14 protein-coding genes are annotated in these 19,427 nt (G+C 52.6%); 3 read left to right on the forward strand and 11 right to left on the reverse strand.

Translation table 11 applies throughout. From position 1 onward, the window contains the following. Window positions 1-21: 21 nt before the first annotated feature. The gene (gene mutS, locus ACTG2G_RS13285; RefSeq protein WP_439985521.1) at window positions 22-2,577 is read right to left on the reverse strand and encodes a DNA mismatch repair protein MutS; all 2,556 of its coding nucleotides are present in this window, start codon (window positions 2,575-2,577) and stop codon (window positions 22-24) included. A 212-nt stretch (window positions 2,578-2,789) separates the two neighbouring features. Here mutS and ACTG2G_RS13290 point away from each other — a divergent pair, with 212 nt between their 5' ends. From ACTG2G_RS13290 to ACTG2G_RS13300, 3 genes are all read left to right on the forward strand, one after another. Beyond that, the gene (locus ACTG2G_RS13290) at window positions 2,790-4,082 is read left to right on the forward strand and encodes a tyrosine-type recombinase/integrase (protein WP_139740565.1); all 1,293 of its coding nucleotides are present in this window, start codon (window positions 2,790-2,792) and stop codon (window positions 4,080-4,082) included. Window positions 4,083-4,770: 688 nt separating this feature from the next. Beyond that, a complete protein-coding gene (locus ACTG2G_RS13295; protein WP_101320431.1) occupies window positions 4,771-4,968 on the forward strand; it encodes a helix-turn-helix transcriptional regulator in 198 nt (65 codons plus the stop codon). A 241-nt stretch (window positions 4,969-5,209) separates the two neighbouring features. After that, entirely contained in the window at window positions 5,210-6,013 is an 804-nt protein-coding gene (locus ACTG2G_RS13300) for a hypothetical protein (RefSeq protein WP_139409888.1), read from the forward strand. A gap of 116 nt (window positions 6,014-6,129) precedes the next feature. On the opposite strand, the gene ACTG2G_RS13305 is transcribed toward ACTG2G_RS13300, so the two are convergent. The 10 genes from ACTG2G_RS13305 to ACTG2G_RS13350 all read right to left on the reverse strand — a co-directional run bounded on the left by ACTG2G_RS13305 (window position 6,130) and on the right by ACTG2G_RS13350 (window position 19,361). After that, window positions 6,130-6,858 carry a M48 family metallopeptidase gene (locus ACTG2G_RS13305; RefSeq protein ID WP_101320435.1) on the reverse strand — a complete coding sequence of 243 codons (729 nt, stop codon included), beginning with the start codon at window positions 6,856-6,858 and terminating at the stop codon, window positions 6,130-6,132. Next, window positions 6,855-9,170: a type I restriction endonuclease subunit R gene (locus tag ACTG2G_RS13310; RefSeq protein ID WP_439985899.1), complete on the reverse strand. Its 2,316-nt coding sequence runs from the start codon at window positions 9,168-9,170 to the stop codon at window positions 6,855-6,857. Before ACTG2G_RS13310 ends, ACTG2G_RS13305 begins: the two co-directional genes overlap by 4 nt. Before the next feature lie 95 nt (window positions 9,171-9,265). After that, the gene (gene istB / locus ACTG2G_RS13315) at window positions 9,266-10,021 is read right to left on the reverse strand and encodes an IS21-like element ISAs29 family helper ATPase IstB (RefSeq protein WP_059296348.1); all 756 of its coding nucleotides are present in this window, start codon (window positions 10,019-10,021) and stop codon (window positions 9,266-9,268) included. A gap of 14 nt (window positions 10,022-10,035) precedes the next feature. Further along, complete coding sequence (istA, locus tag ACTG2G_RS13320; protein ID WP_059296349.1) at window positions 10,036-11,577, reverse strand: IS21 family transposase; 1,542 nt, start codon at window positions 11,575-11,577, stop codon at window positions 10,036-10,038. A 199-nt stretch (window positions 11,578-11,776) separates the two neighbouring features. Further along, window positions 11,777-12,583 (reverse strand): type I restriction endonuclease, encoded by an 807-nt coding sequence (locus ACTG2G_RS13325; protein WP_439985522.1) that lies wholly within the window; start codon window positions 12,581-12,583, stop codon window positions 11,777-11,779. A gap of 224 nt (window positions 12,584-12,807) precedes the next feature. Continuing rightward, window positions 12,808-13,881 (reverse strand): type II toxin-antitoxin system antitoxin DNA ADP-ribosyl glycohydrolase DarG, encoded by a 1,074-nt coding sequence (gene darG / locus ACTG2G_RS13330; protein WP_439985523.1) that lies wholly within the window; start codon window positions 13,879-13,881, stop codon window positions 12,808-12,810. Then, the gene (darT, locus tag ACTG2G_RS13335) at window positions 13,881-14,531 is read right to left on the reverse strand and encodes a type II toxin-antitoxin system toxin DNA ADP-ribosyl transferase DarT (RefSeq protein WP_374996536.1); all 651 of its coding nucleotides are present in this window, start codon (window positions 14,529-14,531) and stop codon (window positions 13,881-13,883) included. Before darT ends, darG begins: the two co-directional genes overlap by 1 nt. A 53-nt stretch (window positions 14,532-14,584) precedes the next feature. After that, the gene (locus ACTG2G_RS13340; protein ID WP_439985524.1) at window positions 14,585-15,520 is read right to left on the reverse strand and encodes an endonuclease NucS domain-containing protein; all 936 of its coding nucleotides are present in this window, start codon (window positions 15,518-15,520) and stop codon (window positions 14,585-14,587) included. Further along, entirely contained in the window at window positions 15,517-16,902 is a 1,386-nt protein-coding gene (locus tag ACTG2G_RS13345) for a restriction endonuclease subunit S (RefSeq protein ID WP_439985525.1), read from the reverse strand. Before ACTG2G_RS13345 ends, ACTG2G_RS13340 begins: the two co-directional genes overlap by 4 nt. Then, window positions 16,902-19,361: a type I restriction-modification system subunit M gene (locus tag ACTG2G_RS13350; RefSeq protein WP_439985526.1), complete on the reverse strand. Its 2,460-nt coding sequence runs from the start codon at window positions 19,359-19,361 to the stop codon at window positions 16,902-16,904. The genes ACTG2G_RS13345 and ACTG2G_RS13350 overlap by 1 nt, the downstream gene beginning before the upstream one ends. Between the last annotated feature and the right edge of the window lie 66 nt (window positions 19,362-19,427).

Genomic DNA, 19,427 nt, shown 5'->3' on the forward strand with positions numbered 1-19,427 from the left:
TACCTGAGCCGTAGCGGTTGTTCACAGCATCTGCTTGAGGCGATAGAGCAGGTCCAGCGCCTGGCGCGGGGTGAGCTCGTCGGGGCGCACCGTTTCCAGCTCTTCCACCACCGGATGAGGCTGCGGGGCGAGAGTCACCGGAGCCGGACGGCTTTCACCGGCGGCGACCGGGGTGGCGCTCTCCAGCTCATGCAGTTTGTGACGGGCCTGCTGGATCACCGATTTCGGCACCCCGGCCAACGCCGCCACTTGCAGGCCGTAGGAGCGGCTGGCCGCGCCTTCCTGCACTGCGTGCATAAAGGCGATGGTGTCGCCGTGCTCCACCGCATCGAGGTGGACGTTGGCCAGCCCGCTCATCAGCTCGGGCAGGCGGGTCAGCTCGAAGTAGTGGGTGGCAAACAGGGTGTAGGCGCCAATCTTGCTCGCCAGCTGCTCGGCGCAGGCCCACGCCAGCGAGAGGCCGTCGTAGGTGCTGGTGCCGCGGCCAATCTCGTCCATCAGCACCAGACTGCGGGCGGTGGCGTTGTTGAGGATATTGGCGGTCTCGGTCATCTCCACCATAAACGTGGAGCGGCCGGAGGCGAGATCATCCGACGCCCCGATACGGGTGAAGATGCGGTCGATGGGGCCGATGCGGGCGCTGTCGGCGGGCACGAAGGCGCCGATATGGGCCAGCAGCACGATCAGCGCAGTCTGGCGCATGTAGGTCGATTTACCGCCCATGTTGGGACCCGTGATGATCAGCATCCGCCGCTCCCGCTCCAGCCGGATAGGGTTGGCGATAAAGGGATCTGTCATCACCTGCTCCACCACCGGATGGCGGCCCGCTTCAATGATGATCTGATCTTCGTCGATGAGGGTCGGGCAGCGGTAGTCGAGGGTCTCGGCCCGCTCGGCCAGGTTGGCCAGCACGTCCAGTTCCGCCAGTGCGGCGGCGGAATCCTGCAGATCGCCGAGGTGGGGCAGCAGGGCATCGAGCAGCTCTTCGTAGAGCCGTTTCTCCAGCGCCAGCGCCTGGGACTGGGCGGTGAGTACCTTGTCCTCGTACTTCTTCAGCTCATCGATGATGTAGCGTTCGTTGTTCTTGAGGGTTTGACGGCGGATGTAGTGGGCCGGCACCAGATGGCTGTTGGCCCGGCTCACCTCGATATAGAAGCCGTGCACCTTGTTGTAACCCACCTTGAGGGTGTTGATGCCGGTCAGCAGCTTCTCCCGCTCCTCGATGCGGGCGAGGCTGGCGGTGGCGCCGTTGGCGAGATCCCGCAGCTCGTCCAGCTCCTGATTGAAGCCGTCACGGATGACGCCACCATCGCGGATCAGCACCGGCGGCACTTCCATCACCGCGCGCTCCAGCAGGTCGAGCAGCTCGGGGAAGGTGCTGGCCCGCTCGGCCAGCTGTTGCACCGCTTCGTGCTCGTTATCCGCCAGCAGGCGCTGCAATTCGGGCAACTGGGCGAAGGCCTGACGCAGGCGGGTGAGGTCGCGCGGGCGGGCCGAGCGCAGGGCGAGGCGCGCCAGCACCCGCTCCACATCCCCCACCTGACGCAGCAGGTTGCCCAACTCGTCGTAGAGGTTCTGCTCAATGAGCTCCTTGATGGTGCTCTGGCGACCTTTCAGGATCACCCGATCGCGGATCGGCTGGTGGATCCAGCGCTTGAGCAGGCGGCTGCCCATGGGAGTGGCGGTGCGATCCAGCACCTCGGCCAGGGTATTTTCATAGCCACCGGCCAGATTCTGGGTCAGCTCCAGATTGCGGCGGGTGGCGGCATCCATGATGACCGCATGATCCGGCTGCTCGAGGCGCACGCTGCGAATGTGGGGCAGGGCGGTGCGCTGGGTGTCCTTGACGTACTGCATCAGGCAACCGGCGGCGCACAGGGCGGTCTCGCTCTGCTCGACGCCAAAGCCCACCAGATCCTGGGTACCGAACTGTTGGCACAAGAGCTTGCGGGCGGTGCCGAGCTCGAACTCCCACTCCGGGCGGCGGCGCAGACCGCGGCGACCCTCGACGTGGTGCAGGAAGGCGAAGGATTCGGGGTAGAGCAGCTCCGCCGGATTGGTGCGCTGCAGCTCCGCCAGCAGGGTCTCTTCCTTCTCGAACTGGTTGATGAAGAAGCGGCCCGAGCCGATGTCCATGGTGCCGTAGCCGAAGCGGCGGCCATCGTGATAGACGGCGGCAATCAGGTTGTCCTGTCGCTCGCTGAGCAGCGCCTCGTCGGAGACGGTGCCCGGGGTGATGATGCGAATGACCTTGCGCTCCACCGGCCCCTTGCTGGTGGCGGGATCCCCTACCTGTTCGCAGATGGCGGCAGATTCGCCAAGCTGCACCAGTTTGGCCAGATAGCCCTCGATGGCGTGATAGGGCACGCCTGCCATCGGGATGGGGCTACCGGCCGACTGGCCGCGCTTGGTCAGGGAGATGTCGAGCAGCTGGGAAGCCTTGCGGGCATCGTCATAGAACAACTCGTAGAAGTCGCCCATCCGGTAGAACAGCAGGATCTCCGGGTTCTCGGCCTTGAGGGTCAGATACTGCTGCATCATTGGTGTGTGATTGTGGAGATTCTCTATTGCTGACATGTAGTTATCTCTCTTTACATGCTTATATTACAATGGCTTATGGTGTTTGCGTGGTCTCTTGTTTGCTCTGAGAGTCTCACTCGATCTCACCCAATCGCAGGCGAAAATGTAGGTTGAAGTGTAGGTTTTGATTTTGTAGCCTACAGTGACATTAAGCCCTATGCATGCGGCCAAGCTAGGAGAGCGTATGCATCAGCCATAGGAGGTCGGTTATGCCAGCGGACAAGGGTAACAAAGCACTGTCCTTTAGAGCAATTGAAGTCATGAAGCCATCGGATAGCGATAAGGCTGATAATGGGGTCAACAGAGGGCTTCGTGTCACTTGCGGAAAGACAGGTAAAAAGACATTTTTCTATCGTTATACGAGCCCAGTAACAAATAAGTTAACCCAAATCTCACTTGGGGTATTTCCAGCCGTATCCTTGGAGCAGGCCCGTATAAAACTACGGGAGCTCAAGCTCATCAGGCAACAAGGCCGGTGTCCAGCTACTGAAGCAAGAGCTGCCGCGCTTGAGCTTAAACAAAAAGTCAAGAATGAGAGTGAGCTAGGGAAGTTTACCCTTAAAGCGATGATCGATCTTTATCTAAAGAACCATATAGAGGATCAACGTTTACCTAATGGTACTATAAAGAGTGGGGCAAGGAAAAAGAAAGGTCAGGCTGAGGCTAGGCGCACTCTTTACGGTGATGCGGTTCCAATGCTTGGTGACCAATTAGCTCGTGATGTGAGTCGACAAGATATGATTGATCTTGTTATGTCTATTATAAAGCGAGGTGCTAATGTTCAGGCTGGGAATGTTTTGCGGGAGGTTTTGGCTGCATATGATTACTCGATGGGATTGGGTAAATTCGATGACCAATTTATTAACCCTGCGCTCCAAGCTAAGGTCAGTTTGGCTAGAACCAAGGTCAAACTAACTTCTAAGAAAGGTAGCCGTTTTTTTAGTAATGATGAACTGAAAATGTTTTTGAACTGGTTGCCAAATTCAAAATTCACTGATGTGCAGAAAAATATTCTTAGGATGACTTTATGGACTGGCTGTCGTACAGGGGAAATATGTGAGGCTACTTGGCGTGATATAGATATTAACGAAGGCATATTTTACATTCGAGAGTCTAAAACAGGAGTGGCAAGAGAGGTCCAACTTCCACGTCAATGCATAACCTTTCTTAAAGAAAATAAAATCGGCAATGAGCTTTATTTATTCCCATCTCAGCGAACAGGTAAGCCCATAAAACAAAAGCAGTTGACTGAAGCTACTTGGGTTATGAGGTGTGGGAATGTAATGCTAGATATTCCGCATTGGACGCCACATGACCTCCGGCGTACCGTTAGAACAGGGCTCTCGCGTTTACAATGTCCAACAGAAGTTGCAGAGGCTATTCTTGGGCACTCGAAGAAAGGGTTGATCGGGACATATGATCTTCATCAGTACACCGAGCAAAGTCGAGAATGGTTGCAACGTTGGGCGGATCACCTAGATACATTGCATAGCTCGAGTTGATGAACTTCTGGTATGCGGTGAAGCCACAGAATGTCGATCCGGAATTTGGAGCCTGTAAATAATTCTGTGTAACTGCCAATTCCATTACAGGTGACCGTTCAGGTGGTCACCGAATTCGATAATTATAATTCTGGATAAACATTATTTCCAACGTTCATGAGTAACGTTCGTGTTCTTTGGTACAACATTCAGGATCAACATATGCGATGCACTGTTTTGCTTGGATCTTGTAGCGCTGAGCGTTCTACGTACGTGACACTAGAGCTATCTTACCTTGAGCACAGTTGCCAAAAATCTTGTCGTGCTACGTCACCAGTTGGTGAGCAGAGCCCCTTCAAAGGATTTTCGATACCCACACTTATTCTCCCTATAAGATGGCAAAATCCCTCTTGATGTGTTAAACGCGCGTGCGCGCGCGTTTAATCGCGCGCGCGATATACGCGCATGATACAACGCAGAATGTGGCGATAACGCACGTAGCGATATGAACGTGTACGTGCGCGTCCATACATCGTTATGTGTTGTGGTTGTGCAGGGCAGTTCAAAAGCCGCGATCGTGATTCTTTAGAATGCGTCCCTCGTATTCGATCAGTCGTTATGAGCGGCGACATCGAGGGAAAGAACACATCAAGTTTTCGCTGTTCTCGAAATCTGTAAATGACCTTTGACTATTACAAAGGAGTCATTTATGAAAAACGAAACATGCTTGCTGAGCCTGGCTGAAGTCATCGAATGCTGCACAATTTCTCGCGCAACAATTTATCGTTTGATGGCGCAGGGAAACTTTCCGAGATCAGTTCAGCCGAAAGGTTGTCGTCGAGTTGCATGGCGTTCCTCCGATATACAAGCATGGATGAGTAATCTGCAATACACCGACAAAAAATGAAACCACTCATTTCATTCATGAATGGGTGAGTCTAAATATTCAACCTGATTTTTGTTCTACTCTCCTTACATCTCCGCCTAAGCTCTACGTTTTTAACTTGGTAGCCAGAACCAATGCGATATTGTTGTCGAAAGATATCGCAATAATGAGTTTGTTCGTGTGGTAGTGCAAACGTTAAATATAGCGAATGGCTTCGCGATGGTATGGAGTCAGTGCCGAGACTTTGAAAATGAAAAAGTTCATGAAAGCCAAAATTGAAAATGTCATTGCAATTGAATCGTTGCTTCCAAAATTTGAGACCCATGAAGATTGTTGGCATGAGAACAAATTTAGAGTAAGCAAACTTTCTTATTCTAGTAGATATGCAGCGAGAGTGCTTGCTGAAAAACTATCAGATTGTGATGAGGAGGAACCTTGTTTTAGTTTTGCGTGCCATGAATGTGTAAGGCGATTTCGACTTAAAAAGATAAGTCAGTTAGCATTGTTCTGTGAAGATTATAAAGAGTGGAAATTTGCGACGTTCATCTATTATGACGAAATGGTTCGCGAATTAAGCCACATCGACATCCCTCGTTTGAAAGATAGGTTGTATAAGCAATTGCATCGTGCAGGCATAACTGATGTTGTTATAGGGTGTTTTGAAGTTGATTTTCAAACGGAATATGATCATTGGCTTCCCCATTTTCATCTGCTAGTGAAATGCAGGGATGATAATGCACCGGAGTGGCGTGAGCTGTGGGACCAGCTTCATAAGCAAAATGTGCCAAACAACGTCTATGTTACAAAGTTCAGCCCTGTTGAGTTTGATGAGCTCAACGATCCATTGGAGCAGATTGCTTACATTTTTAAATTTATGTGGCAGCGGAAGGTGACTTTTACTGGAAAAGATGGGCGTAGAAAACGCAAGAAATATAGATTGCCAAGAAGTAAGTTCATTGACGCATTACTGACGCTTGATTCATTGAAATTAGCTGATTTAGAGTTCATGTATATGGTGCGACAATATGGAACAACTTTGAAGGAGTCTGTCCATGGTAAAAAATGATACTTTGCTATTCCATGCTGTTAGATCATATCTACAGTACTGTAGAACTATCTACTGGCTATATTAGGTGGCTAACACTAATCATCAGGCTGCGTTTTAGTTTGCAGCCTGATGATTCAGTGGGTATCACGCATCCACGTATCATGTCCTAACGGCAGGTCTTTCAATAACGCACGGCTTTCACGCCAATTGGGAAGGTGACGATTCATCAGTGCTTCGAATCGGGCATTGTGATGCCGCTCCAGCAGATGGATCAGTTCATGTACAAGGATGTATTCGAGGCATGTCACTGGTTTCTTGGCTAGTTCAAGGTTGAGCCAAATTCGGCTCGCCTCACGATTACATGTCCCCCATTTTGTCTTCATTTTTTTGATACCCCAGTGTTGCAACTGGGTACCAAGAATGGGTTCCCACAAGGCTAGGAGAGCAGGAACTCGTTGCTTGAGCTGAGCGCGATACCACTCGGTTATGACCAGATTTCGGTTAGCCAGAGTTGTTTCTGGATTCACAAACAGTGCCAGTTTTCGGCTTCCCTTGATGAGAACTTCATGGCGGCCAACACGCTCAATTACCTCTAGTCGGTAACGTTGACCCCACACGTGATGGCTTTCCCCGCTGACTAATTCACGTTCGCTTTGGCGGGGTTGCGCCACAAAATTGCGCTGTTGTTGCTTAATCCAAGGTAGCCGACGAATGATGGCCACCCTGATTGCTGTCTCACTCATGGCAAGCGGGGCCGAGACTCGAACCTTGCCATCCGGTGGCAATACATCAAGATGCAGGTGCTTGATTGCTTTGTGATGTAGCTCGATTGTCAAAGGGCCAATGTGTAAGGTCGTACTCAATGATACTCCTGCTGTGCTTTGACCAACGTCATGATTTCTGCCACATCGATATCATAGCCTTGTACCTCTTCACGAATCGCATTGGCCAGCTCCCGTTCCTTGAATCGATCGCCTAGCCACTCCGCTTTTTTGGTGTAGCGAATAGCCGTGTCGAGCTTTGCGACTAACACCTCATCTTGGCCAAAGTTGTCGAATAGGGCTCTTTTGGCTCTGGTGTCAACAGATTCAGGGTAGTGTTGATGGCGTTGTCCATCGGGATTAACGACCTGCTTGGCCAGTGCCAAAACCTGTTCCAAGTAGCCTTGGTACTCGAGTGCTTTCTTGCGTCGCAGCTTGATCAGCTCGTCGAGTAGTACAGACATCTGTTCGTAATACTTTGGGTTTACTGGATTTTCATCGACGATGGTTTTGCGAATGTTGTTCTCTATAGCCTCGGCCATGGCTTCAGGATCCTTTTTGATCCCTTCTGGCAGGGAGTCGAGAGCGGCCGTTCCCTTGGCATTGATAAGTTGCAGTAAACCACGATCATCAAAGTCGATCAGAAGTTCGCTGTCATCGGCGCGGATATACATATCGAGCAGGGCTCGCATGGCCGGTTCATAGTGCCGCATGTCAAGATCATCACCGCTGGCAATTTTGATCTCATCGCGGACCTTTGCATAATGAGCCACCTCGGCTTTGATGTCCGAGGCTTGTTTCACTGTATACCCTGCTGCGCTCATCTCGTTGGCAAGGTTCATGTAAGCTCGAAGCAACTTGGCAACACTTTGATAAAGGGTTAGGCGTAGCGCCTCTTTTTCCGGTTGGTCACTGCTGTTAGCGCCTGACGTCCCGCAAAAATAGTGAATGTAGTCAGCCGTGTGGCGAGGTGCTAGCACGGGTTCGCACAACCCGCGAACCATTTCCAGAGCGTTGTCCAAATCTTCACGTGCAAGGGTGAGTCTGTCTTTGAGCAAACCAGCCACATCCTCCTTGTCGTAACCATCAAACGCTTCGCCGGTGTAGTCACTGATCGCCTTATCAAGAGATTTGAACAGGTCCTTGTAATCGATGATGTAGCCATACTCTTTATCATCACCATCGAGTCGATTGACCCTGCAGATTGCTTGGAAGAGGTTATGATCTGCCATCTGCTTATCGATGTAGAGGTATGTGGCAGGAGGGGCATCGAAGCCTGTCAGTAGCTTGTCTACAACGATCAGCAGCTTCATCTGCCCCGGTTCATCGACAAACCGAGCCTTGACGAGAGTCTCAAATTCCTCGACTCGACTGGCTGCAGCGTCTTCACTCTGCTCAAAGAAGTCAGCCAACATCTTGCGATAGGTCTGATATTTAAACAGCATTTCCGTCAGACCTGCATCGCTCGCCTGTCCCTTGATACTTGTGGCAGTGGGTTGATAGCTGGTCACTATCGCGCACTTGCCCGCGAGTTCGGTTTTGCTGAATAGTTCATACAGGGTGCAAGCCTGATGGATACTGGCGCACACCAAAATGGCATTGCCATGACCATTTTTCAAACGGGGGCGCTGGCTCATGTCCAGCAGGATATCCATCATGATCTTCTCCAGCCTACTCTTGCTGGAGAGGAGCTTCTGCATCGACCCCCACTTCTGTTTCAATTGAGTGCGAGCAAGGTTGGAGAGCCCTGATGTTTTGGCGGTGAACCACTCATCAATTTTCTTCTCGGAGGTGAGATGTTGATCGATATCCCGAGCCTCATAGCGAAGATCCAGCACTACCCCATCCCGAATGGCCTCATCAAACTTGTAGGTATGAATGTAGGGGCCAAAAATCTCGATGGACTTTTGCTTGTCTTTTTTCATCAACGGCGTGCCCGTGAAGCCGAAGAACATAGCCTCTGGCAAAATGCGCTTCATGGCCTCGTGTAGTTTGCCTGATTGAGTACGGTGGCACTCATCGACAAACACAAACACGTTTCCCTTGGGTTTGAAGTCGCTAGGCAAGCAGTGGGTCAGCTCCGCAATGTAGTCGTCTGCGTCTTCATATTGATCGGTTTTGGACTCTTCCTGCTCTCCTTGGCGGCCAAATTTATGTACCAAGGAGCAGATTAACCAAGGGGAGGTTTGGTTTAGCGTGGTAACCAGATCCGCACCACTTTGGGTTCGGTAGATGGTCTCTGCCACCCCGTTGAAGACTTTCTCAATCTGTTCATCGAGCTCGGTTCGGTCAGTGATAAGCAGCACTCTGGCATCAGTCACGTTCTCGCGGATCCACTTGGCCAGCCACACCATCGTCAAGCTTTTGCCTGAACCTTGGGTATGCCAAATAATGCCCCCTTCGCGTCGCGCGATGTATCGCTTTGCTGCTGCGTATTCCGGCGAAGTTGAACAGCCATTCCGGCCAACGTGAACACCCTGATCCTTAACGCGCTCACGTCATCCCGTTTCTAACTCGACTGTTCAGATTGGGTCAACTCACTTCTCCTCTTTCTCATCGATTCTCCCTTCAGTGACAGCCGGTGAGCGTTGTGCATCAGCCGGTCCAGGATCGCATCTGCCAGGGTGTTGTCACCCAAGCTCGCGTACCACTCTTCAGTTGGCAGCTGACTGACTACTACCGTCGAGTATTTCCCGTACCGATCATCCATGATCTCCAGCAGGGCGTTGCGCTGCTCGGCATTCACCGCTTCCAGTCCCCAGTCATCGAGGACCAGTAGCTCTATCCTGGCCAGTTGACCCAGCAGTCTGGCGTAACTGCCATCTACCTTGGCCTGGCTCAGCTCAAGTAGCAGACGCGGCAGCCGGTAGTAACGAGTGCTATGCCCTTGCTGACAGGCTTGGTAGCCCAGCGCACAAGCCAGGTAGGTTTTTCCACAGCCACAGGGGCCGGTAATGAGCAGGTTCTGGCCTCGGCGCAGCCACTCTCCTTGGGCCAGGTTTGCAACCTGTGACCGCTCCAGGTTGCGTGCAGACTGGTAGTCCACCTCTTGCACCGTGGCTTGGAGTTTGAGCCGCGCCTGCTTGACTAGCCGAGCTTGTTTACGTTGCTCCCGGCTCAGTTGTTCGTGTTCGACCAGCAGGCTTAGACGCTCGATGAAGGGCAGCCCTTCGTAGGTACTGGCCTGTTCCAGTTGTTGTTGCACTGCATCCGCCATGCCGGTCAGTTTCAGGTTTCTCAGGCGGGTCAGGGTTTGTTGGGTCATGGGGCGTATCCTCTTTAGTGGAAGCTCTGGGGGCCACGGATGTTCTCGTGCTCTTGCGGTAACTCTGGGTAGCTCAGCGGGCTTTCGGGCAGTTGGTCGCGGCCACTGGTCAGCACCGACTTGAGCTGTTTGAGTCGCACCAGTCCTTCCCGATTAGCCAACTGACAGCAGGCCTCGACCCGTGATGGCGGATACTCCCGGCTAAGACTCAGTAGCCCCAGGCAGAGTCGGTATGCCTGCTCGACATGGGCTTTCTCTTCCAGCCGTTCGCTCACCCAGCACAAGGTGCCCGGTCCGATATCAGCAGCCCACTGCTTGAGACGGCCTGGCGTCCAGCGTTGCTGCTTGCTGTGGCGTTCCGGCATGTGCTCCGGGATCGTGCTCATCCCCGGGATGGTTTTACGCGGATGGCTCGCGACCAGCTGTTGCTGGTGATAGACCTGAAGCAAAGTGTCGCCAGCATGGAGCTCCAGTTGCTGGCCCACATACTGGTGTGGCACCGAGTAGTGGTGCTGCTCATAGCTGACGTGATAGTCGATGTTGACCTTGACCGTTTTGATGGCGACATAGCGATAGGGATGCACCGGCAGTGGTCCCAGCGCCGGGCGGTCCAACTGCTCAAACGCCTCGCGCCGGTTACCGGGCAGTTGCTTGAACGGGCGCTCGTTGAGTTCGTCCAGCAAGGCCCGGATGCACTGGTTGAGCTCGGCCAGCGAGAAAAAGGTCTGGTGGCGCAAGCGGGCGAGGATCCAGCGCTCGACGATCTGCACACCCACCTCAGCCTTGGCTTTATCCTTGGGCTTGTAAGGGCGAGCTGGCATCACTGCCACCTGATAGTGCTCGGCCAACTGCTGGTAGCTGGGGTTGAGCTCGGGATCGTATCGGCAAGCCTTGCTGACACCGCTTTTGAGGTTGTCGGGGATCAGCAGTGCAGGTGTACCGCCGAAAAACTCAAAGGCACGGACATGGCTTTGCAACCAGTCCGGCAGTGACTGTGACCAGGTAGCCTCGGCAAAGGTGTAGTTGGACGCACCAAGCACGGCGACAAAGATCTGGGCCTGACGGACCTCCCCCGTGGAGGGCGAGGCGATGGGCACCGTGGGCCCGCAGTAGTCGATAAAGAGCTTTTCCCCCGCCTTGTGGATCTGGCGCATGGAGCGCTTTTGCAACTGACACCAGGATTTGTAACGGTCGCAGAACTGGGAGTAGCTGTAACAGCTGTTGGGATAGCGCTGGGTGTACTCCTCCCAGAGCAGTTGTTTGGAGACCCCCTTACGCTTGAGCTCCTGATGGACAGAGGGCCAATCCGGTACAACATGGCGGGCCGAGATGGTGGTATCGGCCTGCGGATAGAACAGGGCCGCCAGTTGGCCATCATCAAGCTGGCTAGGTAAGGGCCAGGTCAGGCCGAGCGTCTGGGCACTTTTGAGGAGTTTCTGGATGGAGCCAACGCTGACCTTGGTGCAGCAACTTATCTGGCGAACAGAGAGGTCAGCTTCCAGCCGCAGTCGCAGCACTTCACGAATTTTACGCATTGCAATCCTCTTGGCAGACATAGGCTCTTCCCTGGCAAAAGGGAGAGCGTATCAAAGGTTGTTAAATCAATGCGTTAAGGATGATTCCGGTGAATGTGAACAGTGATTCCGGGATGTTGAACACTGTTTCCGGAAAGGAGGAGCAAAGTGTTCAGGTTGAGCCGGAATGAGCGTTCACATTGGTCCGGAAATGGTGTTCACGTTGAACCGGAATCGGTGTTCATGATCGGCCGGAATATGCAGCTGCTTCAATACCGAAGAATTGGTTGTGCCGACAGGTCTTTTTTACACCGGCATCGAACACAATGAAGTCATGGATAATCTGTAGAAAGCGCGACTTGTTACATAGCTCCACCAGATGATTATCAAGGGGGCTCTCATAGATGCTTGGTGAATCAGATTTCCATTCCAGCCAATACTTTTCTGCTGTCTCGATGGTGCCGTAGCGTAAACCTTGGGTATCGTTACCGGCCATGACCAGTTGCATGGTGGTGAAGAAGTTGCGGATGAAGCTCTTCTCTTGGTTATCTAGATTCTGCCGAATGCCTTCGGATACCGAGATTGTGGAGCGTTTGAGTTCTATTACCCCAAGCGCTATGCCATTGACGTAGAGCACCAGATCGGGGCGCTTCTTGTTCTCCCCCTTGACGCTGACCTCTTCGGCAATGGCAAAATGGTTGTCGTTTGGGTTTTTCCAGTCGATGAGCCATACCGTCTGATGCTGTTCGCCCGCGCCAGTTTTATCCTTGATGCCGTAGCGCAGCAGGTTGTAGACATCTCTGTTGGCGTAGTAAAGCGTCTTGCCTTCACCCAGCGCACTCGCCTGATCCAGTTGGCGCAAGGCCCGCTTAATCAGGGCATCATTGACGCCGCGTTGCTTGAGCCAAGGGGTCAAGATCGACACCTCAACGTTGCGGTTGTTGCTACGGTGGTGCCAGTTGCCAAGGTACTCCCATTGCAACTGCTCCTGAAATAGATCGATGACTCGCTGCTGGGTGACCAGCTCTTTTTGACCCACTTTACCCATTAGGACGTCTTCCATTTGAACCATGGGTTGGCGATGGTTGCATGCAGTCAAGACAGGGAACCACGGCTAACCTGCAATACGCGATGACATTGTCCACAGCAGGGCCTGAAATACAGGCCCTTGTTCCAGAAATCAGGAATGGAGACAAAGATTTAACTCTTGATTGGAGTCAGACAAGACTACCAGATTTGGATAAGAAGTGTGTCCCGCTAGAGAGCATTACCTCAGTGATATGCAGGGAAGCTCTGTTGCAAGCGGGTCAGGGCAATGCGCAAGCTCTTGTCATCGAACAGTCTGGCTTTACGTTGCGCCCACTTTCCACCCTTGGGCCAACGGATAAGCCCTTCACGCAGTGCCTCTACGGTGGGTTCACACCCCTCTTGGTTTACCATCCAGTCAACGGTTGCGAGCAGCTCCATCCCATAGGGCGATTCAAATCCATCGATAAGCGCAGCTGCCTGTTCCAGCGCGGGTAAGTAGTCTTGCGCCTCGGTATGCAAATAGGTGGTGAGTAGCTGCTTCTTGTCATCATTAAACCAGATGACATCAAAGGGTTTGCTGTCTGGGATCCGCTTATCTGATTTGAGATAACTGCCGTCCATTGCATTCAGCAAGTGGGCTAGATTATTGGCATAAGGCCCGTAATGGTGTGCCGTGAAGTGCAACTGCAGCGGATCTTGTGGCGCCGTTTGACGAATAAAGCGCTCCAGAAACCATGCCAGTTTTTGAATTTCCAGCAGGCTGCACTCCATGCCAAGAAACCAGTAGCGACGGACCAGTTCAGCAATCAAAGCGCGGGCTGGTGTGAGATGTTCGACGCCAGTACGTTTGGCAACATTTTGGTACTGGTTGCTGGGTTCAAACAGCAGGATCTCAATATCCAGATCACCGAGAGCCTCTTCAATGGCCTGTTTTACTTCAGGCCATGGTAGGCCACCATTGCCTGCTCCTAGCGGGGGGATGGCGATAGATTTGACGTGATTTTGCACAAGCCAATGTCGCAGATCTTGTAAGCCTTCCTGAATCCATGCCATATGGGATGGAGATCGCCAATGTTGCTTGGTGGGAAAGTTGATGATCCAGCGGGGGCCGAGTAGCTCACCAGTTTCGGTGATGAACATCTTGCCAGTGGTCACTTGCCCTGACTTACAGGCAGCCGCATAGCGAGCCATGTTGTCGGGGAAGCGCTCTTTAAACATCAGCGCAATGCCTTTACCCATGACACCAACGGTGTTCACTGTATTCACCAATGCCTCTACAGGGGCATCTAGCAGGTTGCCAGTGGTGTATCGAATCATCAGAAATACCATCCAGAACGAACATAAACCGGTCGGGCGACACCCAATTGGGCCATCGTTTGCTCAACCTTAGCCTTTGTCTCTTCGTTGTAACACACCACGCCGACTAATGCCTCAACGGGGCAGTGTTGATGCACCAACGCCTCTGCCTGATACCGCTCAAACTTTGCAGGGTCATCCGGGTCACGCTTGAAGTCTCGACGCTGCAAAATAGGCCAGTCGATGCGGTTCAGTTCACCCAGGTCATCGTAGAAATTGGCCCATTGATAGTAGGCATGGCTATCGGTAAACAAAAACGCTAATTCAAGCTCAGCCATGCGGTGCAGACTCGATACCAAGACTAGGATCTCGTCGTTATCGCGCCGGGGTACTCCTCTCCCTGCGTGGATATTGCTAAGCATGGGAGAAAATGGGGTGAAGTAAAATGGCACATAGTCATTGAGCACGCCATAGGGGGATAGCGGTACCGGATGATGGGCACGCTTGTTGATAAGCTCCGTTAGTCCAATATGAACCCAGCTATCGCTCTTCTCCGCACTATTCCCTGCCCAAAGGCCATTGGCTAGGATCCACGGCAGATTATCGCGATGTACGATGCGAAAAATCAGCGCCTTGTCGGGGTTGAGGGTTCCGCTGTAGTCATATGGCATTGTCTTTTATTCACCTCGGTTGTCTGTTTTCGGTTCTACATCCCCTGCATCTATCACGCCTTCACTAGCTTGAAGTTCACTTGATAGCGATAGAACTCGATATTCTGTGTCACGCTCAAGGCACGACGTAATTTGAGGTCATCTTCCAGTGCGATGATCACTCCCTGTACCCGCTGGCCAGGTTCACACAACTCATCCTTGACGTAGCCCATGTAGCGCTGAATTTGTCCTACTACAGCATCACTGGCGCGACCACGCTTGAGCTCCACCACCAATAAGCACGTTTTGTCTTTGCTGATGGCAAGGATATCGATAGGGCCGGTATCTGAGGGATATTGCCGCCCCACTGGCTCATTGTCTTCGCTATAGATGTCGAACAACTTGCCCAATTCTGTGGAGGACCAATTGGCAACCAGAAAATCCTCAAGGTGCTTTTCCAGCGCAAACACACTGGGATCCTCTACCGTCTCATCGGTATGAATCAGCGAGGGAAGGTGATTGCCTGCCAGCAGATGAGCAAACTCATCTGCGTACTTGCTCAGATCGCAGACCGTTGCAATCGAGCCAGCTGAGTTTTTTAATGGCTGGCTCATCGATTCTTTATCCAGCCGAGCAGGAAACCAGTTCACTTTGCGTCGATGAGGTAAAGGCTCGCCGGGCTGATAAAAATAGGCAGAGCTCACCTCTCCCACATAGTAGCGGCCATTACCATCGGGGCAGATTACCAGATCATGGGTCTGCATCCCCTTACAGATGGTATGCAACATGCCACAGGCCAAACCGGCGGCGATACGACTTTTGTCGGGATTGGCGGCAAGAAACTGCGGCACGAACGCTTTATTAAATTCGCGCCAATCATCGGGTAACTGGTTGCTGAGATCCTGTTCAATTCCCCAGTCGCCGCCGATAAAACCTTGCTGCTGACACAGGTCGGCATACAGGCTTTTGGCACCAGCGAAGATACGATAATAACGGCGATTTGCACTCATGCTTGCACCTCCAGTGGCAGGCGGATACGGCCGGTCAACAACTGCTGCATCATCCCCTGCTTCACATCACGGGCCTTGGCCAGTTTCTGCTCCAGCGCAGTAAGCTCGCTATCCATATCGGAGAGAATGGTGGCGATAGCGGTTTGTTCTTCAAGGCAAGAGGGGACCGCAACAAACATTTTCTCAAATGTTGCTCTTTTAATACCTTGTGCTGTTGAACCTGTCGCACTTTCTGAAATGTATGATTGAAACATATCAGACAGAAAAACTTGAATAATGAATGTTGGTAAAAATTTAGAACGTTCAAGCTGAAGTAATATGGTTCTTTGGCTAAGAATGTATTTATCGTCATTAGGAATCAAAGCGACATTACCTAGCGGAGCCTCCATGGTAAAAACAATGTCATCTTTGCTTGCATCGCCAGATGTCATCCATTTTTTATATAGTTCATCTGAACCGAAATAGCATTCAGCTTTATAATCGATGAAACCTTTCTTTACGTTACCTGCGGATAGAGCAAGAATATTACCATCGCCCCACTCTAATCCCAGCTTCCTTGGCGTACGCCCACGATAGTCAATGATATTACTCGTAATACCTTTAAGCGTTGGGGTAATCCAATCCTCGGGGATTTGTCCCAGCTCGCTAGTTTTATAACCTTTTGGGGTGCCATCGGGGCGCTGGGCGAACTGCGGCAGGCGGGTACGGCCGGTCAGCAGTTGCTGCATGGTGGCGGTCTTGATGGCCTGCTTCTTGGCGATCAACTGCTCTAAGCCTGCAATCAGTTCATCGGTATCAGATAACACTCCGGCAATAGCTTTTTGCTCATTAAGTTCAGGAACGTAAAACTTCAAACCATTTATTTTCCCCAACGTCAGCCTTGTGATAGCGTTCCCTGACATCTCATCTTTTATAGTGGATTGGAATGTGGGTGATAATATTTGTTGGACAAAGAATGTAGGCTCATGATGCTTTTTATTTAGCCGTAAGAAAGCCACGCTTGATAACAAGCTAAATGGCTCGTCGAGAGGATTTAAACATACATTGCCTGTATTGGCTCCATCCTTGGTTATGAGTATGTCATTTTTTGTTACATCACACCGCCTGTATATTTTTTCATGCTGACACTTATCAATATATTCAGCGGATTTCAGATCCAAAAAACCATTTCTTATGTTTTTAGATGTTATATAAAGGAACTCGCCCCCATTAACCTTGGGTGAAAAATGAGTTCCGTCCTGTATTTTTACAAATAACTCTCGGCCATTTATGACTTTCCAGTCACTTGGAATCACCCCAATCTCAGTCAGCTTATAGCCCGCCGGAATAATTTGCTTGGCCGCCATTTCACCCGATTTATTCTGCTTCATCTGTTCCGCCATTATGCCCACTCCAGCCCCATGGCCTTCAGATGACGAGCCACTTTGATCTCCAATTTGCAGACATCTTTGGTCAGCAGTGGCAGAGAGCGGCTATAGCGCTCCTCCAGCTCCTTGACTCGATTCGCCAGTTGCTGGGTAACCCGCTCAATCTCGGCTTCCAGCGAAGATCGCAGGCTCGCCTGCCACTTATCTTCCACCAGCAGGGTTTTAATTTCGTTATCCTGCAGCTTGGGGTAGTGAGCAAACACCGCCTTATCGAGGGTGTCGCTGGCCTCTTTATGGGCCTTCTTGGCGCGAGTCTCGGCGTCAAATAGCTGCTGCACCTGCTTGAGCACAGCCAGCTCCTCCTTATCGGTGGCGGCCTTGATGCGGGCCTTGACGCTGGCAGCGGTCACCTTCTCCTTGTCGTTCATCGCCTCAACCAGACCGCCCTCTTCCCCGCTCTGCTCCTCGATAAAGCTCTCCAGTGCCTGGCTCGCTTCATCCAGCGCGGCTTGCAGGGTATCGAGCTCTTTTTGCTCATTGGCAAAGAAGCGGGCCACCAGCAAGGCGGGTGGGATCAGCTCCGCCTTGTACTTGGCTTTGCCAATCACCAGGTCCGGGCTCTCTTTAAGCTTCTCGCCCTTGTCGACGATCAGCTCACGCAGCACTCGACCCGCTGGCCAGCCATCTTGGGAGAGCACATAGAGATCGTCTTGCAGTTGGCTTTGCCAGTAGTCCATCAGCAGCTGATAGATGGCGTAGGGGTCGAGCAGCTCACCGGTCTCCTCGGCGGTGGCACGGTAGCGCTCAAGCAGTGCTTCACTCACCTCGTCGATCAGCGCCTTTGGTGAGTCGCCCTTGGCAAATTCACCGAACTGGCACTCGCTAAACCACTGGGTGAACGGCGCCAGCGCCGCTTGTTTGAAGCGGGCAAACTCCTCACAGGCCAGTATGGAGCTCTTGACCTTGGCAGCGGCTACCCGCGCCTCACTGTAATCGGGACGAAGCGGGGCAAACAGGGTAGCCTTGAGGGTCGGGAATACCCGCCAGTAGACACCAAGCGCCGCGATATCGCGCTCGGGGATCCCCCCTTGCAGGTGACCAGCCAGATCGTGCAGGTCTTCTCCATCGCTGCCATCGATATAGCGCGGGATATTGAGGTTGTAGTCGTTGCGGGCGATCTCGCTAAGCGGCACCCAGCGGCTGTAACCCTCCAGGGTCAGGCCACGGGTGAAGGTATCGACAATCTTGTGGATGTCCTGCTCGCGCAGCCGGTTCTTGTTGCCATCTTTGATAAAGCCTTTGCTGGCATCGATCATAAACAGCCCTTGTTCATTGCCAGCCAGAGCATTGAAGGCGCGGGTATGGGCACTCTCTTTGTCGATGACGATGATGCAGGCGGGAATACCGGTGCCGTAGAAGAGGTTGGCGGGCAGACCGATGATCCCCTTGATGTAGCCCTGCTTGAGCAGATTCTCGCGGATACGCGCCTCGGCATTGCCGCGAAACAGCACGCCATGGGGCAGGATCACCGCACCCTTGCCGGTGCTGTTGAGGGACGTCAGGATATGGAGCAGGAAGGCATAGTCGCCGTTCTTCTCGGGCGGGACGCCCCAGTGGAAACGATTGAAGAGATCCTTGTCGGGATTCAGGCCGTTGGTCCAGTTCTTGTTCGAGAAGGGGGGGTTGGCCACGGCAAAGTCGAAGCTCTTGAGGCGATCATTGCCCTCTTTCCACTGAGGGTCGGTGAGGGTATTGCCCTTCCAGATCTTGGCGGTGGCGTTGTCGTGCAGGATCATGTTCATCCGCGCCAACGCACTGGTGGCGTTATCCATCTCCTGACCATAGATGGTGAGGCCCCGTGGGGCTTCATCACTGGCTTTGAGTAACAAGGAGCCTGAGCCACAGGTGGGGTCGTAGACGGTAGCATCCTGCGGTGTCAGTTTGTTGATGCCGACCACTTTGGCCAGAATGCGCGACACTTCTGCCGGGGTATAGAACTGCCCCTTGGATTTGCCCGATTCGGTGGCAAAGTGACGCATCAGGTATTCATAGGCATCACCCAGCAGATCATCACCATCGGCACGGTTGGCGGAGAGATCCAGCCCCTCAAAAGTGGCCACCAGATTGGTGAGACGATCCACCATCTCTTTGCCTTTGCCGAGCTTGTCTTCATCGTTGAAGTCCGCCACATCAATGACGCCCTTCAGATCGTTCTCTTCGGCCAACGCCGCAATGATCTTGTTGATGCGATCGCCGATCTCTTTGTTGCCCTTGAGTGCGATCATGTCGTCGAAGCTGGCCCCTGTGGGTACAACGATCATGCCGTAGGGGTTGCCCTTGTACTTGTCGGAGACGTACTTCATAAACAACAGGGTCAGCACGTAATCCTTGTACTGGGAGGCGTCCATGCCGCCACGCAGCTCATCGCAGCTGCTCCACAAGGCGGAGTAGAGTTCGTTTTTTTTGATAGCCATAGGAGAGATACCGCAAGAGGCAAGAGAGAGTGATGGGGATTCTACCTTTGTCGTCGCAGGCGATAA

Source organism: Aeromonas sp. 55A (assembly GCF_051919665.1).
Lineage (GTDB): Bacteria > Pseudomonadota > Gammaproteobacteria > Enterobacterales > Aeromonadaceae > Aeromonas > Aeromonas veronii.